Origin of the sequence: Pseudomonas hormoni (assembly GCF_018502625.1) — a bacterium.
Lineage (GTDB): Bacteria > Pseudomonadota > Gammaproteobacteria > Pseudomonadales > Pseudomonadaceae > Aquipseudomonas > Aquipseudomonas hormoni.
This window is the reverse complement of sequence record NZ_CP075566.1, coordinates 420,860-433,055: the sequence shown is the minus strand read 5'-3', so window position 1 is coordinate 433,055 and position 12,196 is coordinate 420,860. Positions and strand designations below refer to the sequence as shown.

General features: G+C 58.9%; 15 protein-coding genes. 1 reads left to right on the top strand and 14 read right to left on the bottom strand.

Going from position 1 to position 12,196, the window contains the following annotated elements:
- Positions 1–2: 2 nt before the first annotated feature.
- From KJF94_RS01965 to trmJ, 14 genes are all read right to left on the bottom strand, one after another.
- Entirely contained in the window at positions 3–1,037 is a 1,035-nt protein-coding gene (locus KJF94_RS01965; RefSeq protein ID WP_214384696.1) for a RodZ domain-containing protein, read from the bottom strand.
- Positions 1,037–1,795: a type IV pilus biogenesis/stability protein PilW gene (gene pilW / locus KJF94_RS01960; protein ID WP_214380819.1), complete on the bottom strand. Its 759-nt coding sequence runs from the start codon at positions 1,793–1,795 to the stop codon at positions 1,037–1,039. The genes KJF94_RS01965 and pilW overlap by 1 nt, the downstream gene beginning before the upstream one ends.
- 17 nt (positions 1,796–1,812) lie before the next feature.
- On the bottom strand, positions 1,813–2,955 hold the full coding sequence (gene rlmN / locus KJF94_RS01955; protein WP_017340314.1) for a dual-specificity RNA methyltransferase RlmN: 1,143 nt from the start codon (positions 2,953–2,955) through the stop codon (positions 1,813–1,815).
- Positions 2,956–2,983: 28 nt separating this feature from the next.
- Entirely contained in the window at positions 2,984–3,409 is a 426-nt protein-coding gene (gene ndk / locus KJF94_RS01950) for a nucleoside-diphosphate kinase (protein ID WP_007916882.1), read from the bottom strand.
- A gap of 88 nt (positions 3,410–3,497) precedes the next feature.
- The gene (iscX, locus tag KJF94_RS01945; RefSeq protein WP_017123703.1) at positions 3,498–3,698 is read right to left on the bottom strand and encodes a Fe-S cluster assembly protein IscX; all 201 of its coding nucleotides are present in this window, start codon (positions 3,696–3,698) and stop codon (positions 3,498–3,500) included.
- A 14-nt stretch (positions 3,699–3,712) separates the two neighbouring features.
- Complete coding sequence (gene fdx / locus KJF94_RS01940) at positions 3,713–4,054, bottom strand: ISC system 2Fe-2S type ferredoxin (RefSeq protein WP_214380818.1); 342 nt, start codon at positions 4,052–4,054, stop codon at positions 3,713–3,715.
- Positions 4,054–5,919 (bottom strand): Fe-S protein assembly chaperone HscA, encoded by a 1,866-nt coding sequence (gene hscA, locus KJF94_RS01935; protein ID WP_214380817.1) that lies wholly within the window; start codon positions 5,917–5,919, stop codon positions 4,054–4,056. Before hscA ends, fdx begins: the two co-directional genes overlap by 1 nt.
- 51 nt (positions 5,920–5,970) lie before the next feature.
- Positions 5,971–6,492 (bottom strand): co-chaperone HscB, encoded by a 522-nt coding sequence (hscB, locus tag KJF94_RS01930; protein WP_214384694.1) that lies wholly within the window; start codon positions 6,490–6,492, stop codon positions 5,971–5,973.
- An 8-nt stretch (positions 6,493–6,500) separates the two neighbouring features.
- Positions 6,501–6,824: an iron-sulfur cluster assembly protein IscA gene (gene iscA / locus KJF94_RS01925; protein WP_007903589.1), complete on the bottom strand. Its 324-nt coding sequence runs from the start codon at positions 6,822–6,824 to the stop codon at positions 6,501–6,503.
- A gap of 27 nt (positions 6,825–6,851) precedes the next feature.
- Positions 6,852–7,238, bottom strand: a complete 387-nt coding sequence (gene iscU / locus KJF94_RS01920) for a Fe-S cluster assembly scaffold IscU (protein WP_003443374.1) — start codon at positions 7,236–7,238, stop codon at positions 6,852–6,854.
- 85 nt (positions 7,239–7,323) lie between these two features.
- Positions 7,324–8,538 carry an IscS subfamily cysteine desulfurase gene (locus KJF94_RS01915; protein ID WP_214380816.1) on the bottom strand — a complete coding sequence of 405 codons (1,215 nt, stop codon included), beginning with the start codon at positions 8,536–8,538 and terminating at the stop codon, positions 7,324–7,326.
- 50 nt (positions 8,539–8,588) lie between these two features.
- A complete protein-coding gene (gene iscR, locus KJF94_RS01910; RefSeq protein WP_007903581.1) occupies positions 8,589–9,080 on the bottom strand; it encodes a Fe-S cluster assembly transcriptional regulator IscR in 492 nt (163 codons plus the stop codon).
- Positions 9,081–9,318: 238 nt separating this feature from the next.
- The gene (gene cysE, locus KJF94_RS01905; RefSeq protein WP_214384692.1) at positions 9,319–10,095 is read right to left on the bottom strand and encodes a serine O-acetyltransferase; all 777 of its coding nucleotides are present in this window, start codon (positions 10,093–10,095) and stop codon (positions 9,319–9,321) included.
- A gap of 2 nt (positions 10,096–10,097) precedes the next feature.
- Complete coding sequence (trmJ, locus tag KJF94_RS01900) at positions 10,098–10,868, bottom strand: tRNA (cytosine(32)/uridine(32)-2'-O)-methyltransferase TrmJ (RefSeq protein ID WP_084320775.1); 771 nt, start codon at positions 10,866–10,868, stop codon at positions 10,098–10,100.
- Positions 10,869–11,174: 306 nt separating this feature from the next.
- Between trmJ and suhB the strand changes: the two genes are divergently transcribed.
- The gene (gene suhB, locus KJF94_RS01895; protein WP_008014726.1) at positions 11,175–11,993 is read left to right on the top strand and encodes a type III secretion system regulator SuhB; all 819 of its coding nucleotides are present in this window, start codon (positions 11,175–11,177) and stop codon (positions 11,991–11,993) included.
- The last annotated feature ends 203 nt before the right edge of the window (positions 11,994–12,196 follow it).

The window sequence follows — 12,196 nt, the reverse complement described above, 5'->3', positions numbered from 1 at the left end:
ACTTATTGACCCAACTTCAGGCGAGCAGTCTCGCCACTGGTGAACGGAGCGACATCAACCACCTGCCCGTTGTAGCTGACCTGCGCGCCACGGGCGACGCCCAGGCGCACGGAAAACGGCGGCTTGCCGCTGACGGTTACGTTTTCGCCTTTACGCTTGAGACCGCTCAGCAGCACCTTGCCGGTGCCGTCGGTGACTTGCGTCCAGCAATCGGCGGTGAATTGCAGATGAACCTGACCCTGGCCGGCAGCCGGAGCAGCCGCTGCCGGAGCGGGAATGGTCGGCGTGACCGAAGCGCTTGCAGGCGGGGTCGATACCACAGGTGCCGTCGGGGCTGGCGCTACCGGCGTCGCGACAACCGGCGCGGTGCTGTGCGTCGGTGCAGCAGGTGCCGGGACAACCGGTGCGATTGGAGCAACTGCTGGCGCAGTGGCTTCAGCTTCGGCCGGTTCGTCAGTGGAGCTCTCGGCCTGCGGCAATGCCAGCGCCGTCGTGCCTTCCGCCTGACCTTCCGCGACAGCCTGGTCTTCCGGCTCGTCCAGCGGATGGATCTGGGTGGTGCCGTCGGCGCCTTCGACTTCAACGTGTTCCGGACTCAGGCTGATCAGGTCTTTGGTACGCAAAGAGGTTTGATCCTGCCACCAGACAAAACCACCGCCGATCACCGCGATCAGCAGCAACAGGCTGACGATTCGCAAAATGGTGTGGGAAACCCGAACCGGTTCTTCGATGCGACCCAGGCTGTGGACGTTGCTGCCCTGGGAGTCGGTACCGGTGGATTGGTCGAACTGCTGAACCAGAACGGTCTGGTCCATGCCCAGCAATTTGGCGTACGCGCGAATATAACCGCGGGCAAAGGTATGCCCAGGCAGCTTGTCGAAAGCGCCGGCTTCCAGATTGCTCAGGGAATTGACGGTGAGGTTGAGCTTGAGGGCTACTTCGGCCAGCGACCAGCCATTGCTTTCGCGGGCCTGGCGCAAAGTCTCACCGGGGTTAACGCGATTCGCTGCTACAACTTCGGGATGCGCCGCTTTCATCATTGCTCCGACAGGTATTGCTGATATTCCGGCGTACCGGGATAGAGTCGTTTTAGTTGCAGGCCAAAACTGGCGGCCTTGTCGCGATCTTCGAACACTTTTGCCAGCCGAACGCCGAGCAATAGACTACGTGCATTTTGCTCGGTGAGCAGGCTAAAACGGTCGTAATAGTCACGCGCGGGCACATAATGCCTGTCTTCGTAAGACAACTCAGCCATTTCCAGCAATGCACGTGGCTGTTGGCGGTTCAAACGCAGGGCTTTTTCCAGTTGCTGCCGGGCCAGATCACGCTGGCCAAGCATCGAAGCGGTCATGCCCAGGTTCTCGAATACCCGCGAACGTTCAGGATACAGCGTATCGGCGGCGGCCTGTTCGAAGCGCTCGTAAGCCTCTTTGTAACGTTTCTGTTCGAAAAGAAAACTGCCGTAATTGTTCAGGATGCGCGCATCGCCGGACCGGGAAGACAGCGCCTTGCGAAAGTGTTCGTCCGCCAGCTCCGGCTCCATCTCGGCCTGAAACACCAGACCCAAAGCGGCGTTGGCGTCAGGGTCCGAGCTGTCCAGCTCCAAAGCCTTTTTCAGCGGGACTTTGGCGCGCTCGGTCATGCCCTGCTGCAAGTAGCCCAAGCCCAGTTGCACATAGGCGACACGCGCTTCGTCGCGGCCCTTGCTGGTCTTCATCGGGTTGAAATCGCCCGACAGAACGCAGCCAGTACAAAGACTGGCCAACAGCACAAGCAGCGCGAAGCGCAGGGACATAGAGATCCTCTCTTGATTTATTTCGCAGCGTTCTGCGCCATATCACTGTCGGCGCTCAACTCGCGCACGGCGATATAACGTTCGCTGCGACGGGTGCGATCCAGCACCTGCCCTACCAATTGGCCACACGCGGCATCGATGTCTTCACCGCGGGTGGTGCGTACGGTGACATTGAAACCTGCATGGTGAAGCTGATCCTGGAACCGGCGAATCGCGTTGTTGCTCGGGCGCTCGTAACCGGAATGCGGGAACGGGTTGAACGGAATCAGGTTGATCTTGCACGGGATATTCTTGAGCAACTCGATCATCTCGACCGCGTGCTCGACCTTGTCATTGATGTCCTTGAGCAAGGTGTACTCGATGGTCAGCACGCGTTTTTCGCCCAGGGACGACATGTAGCGCTGGCACGACTCGAGGAGCATCTTAAGCGGATATTTCTTGTTGATCGGCACCAATTGGTTACGCAATGCGTCGTTCGGTGCGTGCAGGGACAACGCCAGGGAGACGTCGATGTGCTTGGACAGCTCATCGATCATCGGCACCACGCCGGAGGTCGACAGGGTCACACGGCGCTTGGAAATGCCGTAGCCCAGGTCGTCCATCATCAGATGCATGGCCGCAACGACGTTGTCGAAGTTCAGCAGCGGCTCGCCCATGCCCATCATCACCACGTTGGTGATGGCACGGTCGGCGGTCGCCGGGATGCTGCCGAACGATTTATTGGCAATCCACACCTGGCCGATGACTTCGGCGGCGGTGAGGTTGCTGTTGAAACCTTGCTTGCCGGTGGAGCAGAAACTGCAATCCAGGGCACAGCCTGCCTGGGACGAAACGCACAGCGTGCCGCGTTTGCCCTGGGGAATGTAAACGGTCTCGACGCAGCTGCCGGACGCCACGCGCACCACCCACTTACGGGTGCCGTCGGTGGAAATGTCCTCGCTGACGACTTCAGGACCGCGAACTTCGGCAATGGCCTTGAGCTTGTCGCGCAAGGCCTTGCTGACGTTCGTCATGGCGTCGAAATCATCGACGCCAAGGTGGTGAATCCATTTCATTACCTGACCGGCACGGAAACGCTTCTCCCCGATTGAGTCGAAGAATTTTTCCATTTCCTGTTGAGTCAGACCCAGCAGGTTGGTTTTTACAGTCGATGTAGTCATGGATTCACCTTCACTCATAAGCCAATGCTTAGCGAGTGGTTACTTCAGTAGCTGCGAAGAAGTACGAGATTTCGCGAGCAGCAGCGGCTTCGGAGTCCGAACCGTGTACAGCGTTGGCATCGATGGAGTCAGCGAAGTCAGCACGGATGGTGCCGGCAGCAGCTTCTTTAGGGTTGGTAGCGCCCATCAGCTCACGGTTCAGAGCGATAGCGTTTTCGCCTTCCAGAACCTGAACAACTACAGGACCGGAGATCATGAAAGCAACCAGGTCGCCGAAGAAACCACGAGCGCTGTGCTCAGCGTAGAAGCCTTCAGCTTCGGCTTTGGACAGTTGCTTCAGTTTCGAAGCTACAACGCGCAGGCCTGCTTTTTCGAAACGAGTGGTGATCTCGCCGATGACGTTTTTTGCAACAGCGTCAGGCTTGATGATGGAGAAAGTACGTTGAACAGCCATGGTGTAACTCCAGAAACGGTAATTTGTGAAAAATTAAACCCGCGAATTATACGCGGGTTCTTGGGTATTGCCTAACCTGCAGCGTGGCTCAGTCGCGTTCTTCGATCCAGTGGGCCTGAATGGCCTCCAGGATCTTTTCGCCACAATGTTCAGGTTTGTCGTCGAACTCGGGCAATTCCATCACCCACTTGCGCAGATCGACGAAGTTGACCGACATTGGGTCAACATCGGGCTTGCTTTCAGCCAGCTGGATTGCGATTTCCAACACATCAGTCCACTTGAGACTCATGACAGTTCCTTGAATCAGTGCGGCGCTTCGGCGGCATGGTTGAGCGAGTATTTCGGAATCTCGACAGTCAGGTCTTCAGTCCCGACGATCGCCTGACAGCCTAGACGCGATTGCGCTTCCAGACCCCAGGCCCGATCAAGAAAATCTTCTTCCAGCTCATCCGCTTCTTCCAGCGAGTCAAAACCTTCGCGGATGATGCAGTGGCAGGTGGTGCAGGCACAGACGCCACCGCAGGCACTTTCCATCTCGATATGGTGCTCATGAGCCAGTTCGAGAATCGACGTACCGGGCTCAGCCTCGACGACCATGCCTTCCGGGCAAAACTTCTCGTGGGGCAGAAAAATGACCTGCGGCATCAGATATCCTCGATTTCATTCAGGTTGCGCCCCGCCAGCGCGGCTTTCACCGTCAAATCCATGCGGCGGGCAGCAAAAGCATCGGTCACTTGCGACAGACGCTTGGTCTGCTGCTCGATGGCGTAACCATCGGTACCTTTCATCAGTTCGGTCAGTTCCTGCATCTGCAGCTCAATGACCATGCGCTCTTCGGCGTCGAGCAAACGCTCGCCGTCGGCCTCGAGGGCGGCTTGCACCGCTTCGATCAAGCGCTGGGCATCGACCTGCTGCTCACGCAGTACGCGGGCGACCTTGTCGTCGTTGGCGTGCTGGAACGAATCCTTGAGCATCTTGGCGATTTCACCGTCGGTCAGGCCGTAGGACGGCTTGACCTGGATGCTGGCTTCAACGCCCGAACCCAATTCACGGGCCGACACGCTGAGCAAGCCGTCGGCGTCGACCTGGAAGGTCACGCGAATCTTCGCCGCACCCGCCACCATCGCCGGAATGCCACGCAATTCGAAGCGTGCCAGGGAACGGCAATCGCTGATCAGCTCACGCTCGCCCTGCAACACGTGAATCGCCATGGCCGACTGGCCATCTTTGTAAGTGGTGAAGTCCTGGGCGCGGGCGACGGGGATGGTGGTGTTGCGCGGAATCACCTTCTCCATCAGTCCGCCCATGGTTTCCAGCCCCAGGGACAGCGGAATCACGTCAAGCAACAACAGTTCGCCACCATCGCGCTTGTTGCCCGCCAATGTATCGGCCTGGATCGCGGCACCGATGGCCACCACTTGATCCGGGTCGATTTCAGTCAGCGGCTGGCGACCAAAGGCTTCAGCGACCGCTTCGCGAACGCGAGGTACGCGGGTCGAACCGCCAACCATGACCACGGCGTGCACTTCTTCCAGCTCGATGCCGGAATCGCGCACTGCGCGGCGGCAGGCTTTCAGACTGCGAGCAACCATTGGTTCAATCAGCGCGTTGAAGGCTTCGCGAGTCAGTTCGGCTTTCCAGTCACCATAAGTGACTTCAACAGCCGCAACATTGGTCAGCGCTTCTTTAGCCGCGCAAGCGGTTTGCAGCAGATTGCGTTGCGCACCCGGATCGAGGTCGGCGGACAAACCGGCGTTCTCAATAATCCAGCCAGCAATCGCATGGTCGAAGTCATCGCCGCCCAGCGCGCTGTCGCCGCCGGTGGCCAGTACTTCGAACACGCCGCCAGTCAGGCGCAGAATCGAAATATCGAAGGTGCCGCCGCCCAGGTCATAAATCGCGACCAGACCTTCAGCATGCTGATCCAGACCGTACGCCACAGCGGCAGCGGTCGGCTCATTGAGCAGACGCAGCACGTTCAGGCCGGCCAGCTTGGCCGCATCCTTGGTGGCTTGACGCTGAGCGTCGTCGAAATAGGCCGGAACAGTGATTACCGCGCCGACCAGCTCGCCACCCAACGTCGCTTCGGCGCGCTGACGCAGCACTTTCAGGATATCGGCGGAGACTTCAACCGGGCTTTTCGGCCCCTGGATGGTGTCGATGAACGGCATGTGCGACTCGCCGCCGACAAAGCGGTACGGCAGTTGCTCGCCCAATTGTTTGACGTCGGACAGACCACGACCCATCAAGCGCTTGACCGACAGCACGGTATTCAAGGGATCGGTAGCGGCAGCCAGCTTGGCCGACTCGCCGACTTCGACGCGATCGGCGTGATAGCGCACGGCAGAGGGCAGGATGACCTGCCCGTCAGCGTCGGCCAGGGGCTCGGAAAGACCACTGCGCAATGCAGCGACCAGCGAATTGGTAGTGCCCAAGTCGATCCCCACAGCCAGACGACGCTGGTGCGGTTGAGGACTTTGGCCGGGTTCGGCGATCTGCAGTAGGGCCATCGTGATCAGGACTTATCTGTATATCAGGCGTGCGACCGGAGCGGCACTGGGTTAATCGTCGAGGCGCTCTTCTAACTGGCGCACTTCGTAGGTGAGCTTGTCGAGGAACTGCATGCGCCGCATCAGGCGTTCGGCCTGCTCACGTTGCACTGCGTCATTCCAACAGGCTGCGAAGCTTTGGTTCAGTTCATCCTGCGCGGTTTTCAGGCGGCGCTTGAAGGCTGCAATACCAGCCATGTCGGCGCTGTCTTGCAGGTCTTCGAGCTCTTCACGCAACTCCATCTGCTGCAGGAGAAACGCCGGATCATGCACCGTGACCTCCAGCGGCAGCTCGCCACCATTCAAAGCGAGCAGGTATCGCGCGCGCTTCGGGGGACTTTTGAGCGTCTGGTAGGCCTCGTTGAGGCTCGCGGATTGCTCTAGCGCCAGCCGTTGCTCGCGCTCGGAAGCGTCCGCAAAACGGTCCGGGTGAACACTGCGCGCCAACTCACGGTAGCGCGTAGCCAGCTGGTCGAGGTCCAGATTGAAACTCGGTTGCAGCTCGAATAAAGCGAAATGACAAGGAGTACCCACAAGAAGCCTCAGATATTGAAGCTTTCGCCGCAGCCACATTCACCGCGTACATTGGGGTTGTTGAACTTGAAGCCTTCGTTCAACCCTTCCTTGACGAAATCGAGCTCGGTGCCGTCCAGGTAGGCCAGGCTTTTCGGGTCGATGATCACTTTTTCGCCGTGACTTTCGAACACCTGATCCTCTGCAACCACCTCGTCGACAAACTCCAGCACGTAGGCAAGGCCGGAACAGCCCGTGGTGCGAACACCCAGACGAATCCCTTCACCTTTGCCGCGCCCGTTGAGGGAGCGTCGCACGTGTTGAGCAGCCGCTTCTGTCATGCTGATAGCCATCGGTGACTCCTTACTCGTCGCCAAAAATCAGATCAAGCCTTTCTTCTGCTTGTAGTCGCGAACGGCCGCTTTGATAGCGTCTTCAGCAAGTACGGAGCAGTGAATTTTCACTGGCGGCAGGGCCAGTTCTTCGGCCAGTTGAGTGTTCTTGATGGTCTCTGCTTCATCCAGAGTCTTGCCTTTCATCCACTCGGTCGCCAGGGAGCTGGAGGCGATAGCCGAACCGCAACCGTAGGTCTTGAACTTGGCGTCTTCGATGATGCCTTGCTCGTTGACCTTGATCTGCAGGCGCATCACGTCGCCGCACGCAGGGGCGCCGACCATGCCGGTGCCGACATCCGGGTCTTCGGCGTCCATCTTGCCGACGTTACGCGGGTTTTCGTAGTGGTCGATGACCTTTTCGCTGTAAGCCATGATTCTTAATCCTCACTCATCAGAGAGTCGCTCTTGAAGCCCTCGGAACCTGGGTTCGTCAGGGCTGGTTTGCGGCGACTTGAAATCAGTGTGCCGCCCACTCGATTTTCGAAATGTCGACACCGTCTTTGTACATGTCCCACAGCGGCGACAGAGTGCGCAGCTTGGTAACGGCCTCGCAGACTTTCTGCGCGGCGTAGTCGATTTCTTCTTCGGTGGTGAAACGGCCGAAGGTGAAACGGATCGAGCTGTGTGCCAGTTCGTCGTTGCGGCCCAGGGCGCGCAGTACGTACGAAGGCTCCAGCGAAGCCGAGGTGCAAGCCGAACCGGACGAAACCGCCAGATCCTTGAGCGCCATGATCAGCGACTCGCCTTCAACGTAGTTGAAGCTCAGGTTCAGGTTGTGCGGAACGCGGGCGGTCATGCTGCCGTTGACGTACAGCTCTTCCAGGTCTTCGACCTGCTTGAAGAAACGGTCGCTCAGGGCTTTGATGCGGATGTTCTCGGCCGCCATGTCTTCCTTGGCTACACGGAAGGCTTCACCCATGCCGACGATCTGGTGGGTCGCCAGGGTGCCGGAACGCATGCCGCGTTCGTGACCGCCGCCGTGCATGGTCGCTTCGATGCGAACACGCGGCTTGCGGCTGACGTACAGCGCGCCGATGCCTTTAGGGCCGTAGGTTTTGTGGGCGGAGAACGACATCATGTCGACTTTCAGCTTCTGCAGGTCGATCTCGACCTTGCCAGTGGACTGAGCAGCGTCGACGTGGAACAGGATGCCCTTGGAGCGGGTCAGTTCGCCGATGGCCGCGATGTCGTTGATGGTGCCGATTTCGTTGTTCACGTGCATGACCGATACCAGGATGGTGTCGTCGCGCAGTGCAGCTTCAATCATTTCAGGCGTCACCAGACCATCGGTGCGAGGTTCGAGGTAAGTCACTTCGAAGCCTTCACGCTCCAGTTGGCGCATGGTGTCGAGGACAGCCTTGTGCTCAATCTTGGTGGTGATCAGGTGTTTGCCCTTGGTCGCATAGAAATGCGCCGCGCCCTTGATTGCCAGGTTGTCGGACTCGGTGGCACCGGAGGTCCAGACGATTTCACGCGGGTCGGCGTTGACCAGGTCTGCGACCTGACGACGAGCGTTTTCGACGGACTCTTCAGCTTTCCAGCCGAACACGTGGGAACGGGACGCCGGGTTACCGAAGTTTCCGTCGACCAGCAGGCATTCACTCATTTTTTGCGCAACACGCGGATCAACCGGGGTGGTCGCAGAGTAATCAAGGTAAATCGGCAATTTCATGGACTCTCTCCTAAATCAGGCTGGCTGGCGTGCCGCTAGCTCTTTGGCTGTCATTCGACGGCGGACGCTTCAATCTTGTCCAGGCGTGGCGCCTTGCTGTTGCAACGGCGCTGGTCCTGACGCTGGGCTACTTCTTGTACCTCACGGCGAGTGACAAGATCAGCCAAGCTGATACCGCTCAGAAACTCGTGAATCTGCAGGCTCAGATCGCACCACAAGTGGTGAGTCAGGCAGGTGTCGCCTTGATGGCAATCGCCCTGGCCCTGGCACTTGGTGGCATCGACCGATTCGTTTACCGCATCGATCACTTGGGCGACCTGGATGCCCTGCATGTCGCGGGACAGCTGGTAGCCGCCGCCCGGACCACGGACGCTGGAGACCAGATTGCTGCGGCGCAATTTGGCGAAAAGCTGTTCGAGGTAGGACAGGGAGATGCCTTGGCGCTCGGAGATATCGGCCAGGGACACCGGCCCGTGCTGCGCGTGCAACGCCAGATCAAGCATGGCGGTCACGGCGTATCGGCCTTTTGTAGTCAGTCGCATGGACAATTACCACGGAGTTCGGAATGGGGCGAGTATGCAATTCCCGAGTATTTAAGTCAACTATAAGACCTAGTACTTTAGTCAGGTTTACCCGCAAAAGAGCGGCCGCATCATAGCAAAGGCTGGCCGGTTACAGCCAGCAATTGCGCGTTATCGTTCTTCGCGGGCAAGCCTCGCTCCTACACGGATCACGCCTACCTGTAGGAGCAAGGCTTGCCCGCGAAGAGGTCAGCGCGGTCTAGCTGGCCTGGCTCTGATCCTTGTCCTTCACACACGCAAAGTCTTCTTCACGCAGCTCAGGCAGTTCTTTCGCACAATAATTACTGCCCAGATCCTTCAACGCTCCGCACATCCCCTCCAGACGTCCGTCGACCGCCTGCAGATGGTCAAGCAACTGGTTAATGGCGCGCGCCACCGGATCCGGCATGTCTTCGCCAACACCGTACGCATCGAAGCCAATCTTCTCGGCCATGGCCTTGCGCTTGGCGTCCTGCTCTTCATCGGATTTGACGATGATCCGGCCAGGAATGCCGACGACAGTCGCCCCGGCAGGCACAGCCTTGGTCACCACGGCGTTGGAACCGACCTTGGCACCTGCGCCAACGGTGAACGGGCCGAGCACCTTCGCACCGGCGCCAACCACAACCCCGTCTTCCAGCGTCGGGTGACGCTTGCCTTTATTCCAGCTGGTGCCACCGAGCGTCACACCTTGATAAAGCGTGACATCGTTGCCGATCTCGGCGGTTTCGCCGATGACAATGCCCATGCCATGGTCAATAAAGAAGCGCCGACCCACCTTGGCACCCGGATGAATCTCGATCCCGGTCAACCAGCGACCGAAGTTCGACACCAGCCGCGCCAGCCATTTCAGTTCGGCACGCCACAAGGCCGCCGACAGGCGATGGATCCAGATGGCGTGCATGCCCGGGTAGCAAGTCAGGACTTCAAAAGCGTTACGCGCCGCCGGGTCACGATGGAAAACACTCTGGATATCTTCACGCAAACGCTCGAACATCATTAATCCTTCCGCTTTAGAAGCTCACCACGGGCCGCTTTCTGGGTTTCCGTGAGGATGCCACGCAATATATTCATTTCCGCCCGGCTGACCGAGCTTCGTCCGTACAACCGACGCAGGCGCGCCATCAAGTGCCGTGGTTTTTCCGGATCGAGGAATTCGATGGCCACCAGGGTTTGCTCCAGGTGTTCATAGAATCGCTCCAGCTCATCCATGGTCGCCAGCTCAGCGCTTTTGACGGAGGCCACTTCTTCCTTCTCGACCTTGCTCGGCTGACCTTCGGCCGCCAGCCAGGACATGCGCACTTCATAGCTCAACACCTGCACCGCTGCCCCAAGGTTCAGCGAGCTGAACTCAGGGTCTGATGGGATGTGCACGTGATAATGACATCGCTGCAGCTCTTCATTGGTCAGGCCGGAATCTTCACGACCGAACACCAGTGCGATTTCCGCGCCCTGCCCCGCCTCCTCGACCACTTTTGTCCCGCATTCGCGTGGATCAAGCAATGGCCAGGGAATGCGCCGGTCACGGGCGCTGGTGCCGAGCACCAGATTGCAGCCGACCAAGGCATCTTCCAAGGTGGCGACGACTTGCGCGTTTTCAAGGATGTCCCCGGCGCCGGAGGCACGAGCATCGGCTTCGTGATGCGGGAACAACCGCGGCTCGACCAGCACCAGCCGCGACAGGCCCATGTTCTTCATGGCGCGCGCAGCCCCGCCGATATTGCCGGGGTGGCTGGTATTGACCAGGACGACACGAATGTTATGCAGCAAGGGAGGCGCTCTCGAACACAGAAATGGGGAGCAGAATCTTACAGTTCATCAGGGTGTCCCGCCTCAAAAATAACTGTTCACTTTTGACGGCGTTCAATGTTGGCAGGCTGCGTTGCCGCTTCTCCCCATAGCGAGCGATGAGTCGGCACGGCGCCCTGCCTGCCAACATTGACCACTCGTCAAAAAGTGAACGTATTTCTGAGGCGGGACACACCGTTAAGCTATGAAAGCGAACACCGACCTTCACCTGTAGAAAAGTTCTGATAGAATGCCCGGCTTTCTTTAACAACCTTAGGTGACACATCCATGCAGCCCATGCTGAATATCGCGCTGCGCGCCGCCCGCAGCGCCAGTGAATTGATCTTCCGCTCCATCGAGCGCCTGGATACCATCAAGGTCGACGAAAAAGACGCCAAGGATTACGTATCCGAGGTGGATCGCGCCGCTGAACAGAAAATCATCGACGCGCTGCGCAAGGCCTACCCGAACCACTCGATCATGGGTGAAGAAACCGGCATGCACGCCGGCACCGGGATCGAAGGCGAAGAATACCTTTGGATCATCGATCCGCTGGACGGCACCACCAACTTCCTGCGCGGCATTCCTCACTTCGCTGTCAGCATCGCCTGCAAATACCGCGGTCGCCTGGAACACGCTGTTGTTCTGGACCCGGTTCGCCAGGAAGAATTCACCGCCAGCCGTGGTCGCGGCGCTCAACTGAACGGTCGTCGCCTGCGCGTCAGCGGTCGCACCAGCCTCGACGGCGCCCTGCTGGGTACCGGTTTCCCGTTCCGTGACGACCAGATGGACAACCTCGACAACTACCTGGGCATGTTCCGCGCCCTGGTTGGCCAGACTGCCGGCATCCGCCGCGCTGGCTCGGCGAGCCTGGACCTGGCTTACGTAGCTGCCGGCCGTTTCGACGCGTTCTGGGAGTCGGGCCTGTCCGAATGGGACATGGCTGCAGGCGCCCTGCTGATCCAGGAAGCCGGCGGTTTGGTGAGCGACTTCACCGGCGGTCACGACTTCCTTGAAAAAGGCCACATCGTTGCCGGCAACACCAAATGCTTCAAGGCAGTTTTGACGGCGATCCAGCCGCACCTGCCGGCCTCGCTGAAGCGCTAAGCGAACGCCCACAAAAAAGCACCCTTCGGGGTGCTTTTTTTATGCCTGGAATTCACCCTCAAGAACACTGCAGATCCCTGTGGGAGCGGGCTTGCCCGCGATGGCGGAGTGTCAGTCACCATTGATGGTGCAGTTGATGACGCCATCGCGGGCAAGCCCGCTCCTACAGAGTCTTGATGCGACTTCAAACCAGCATTCCGGAC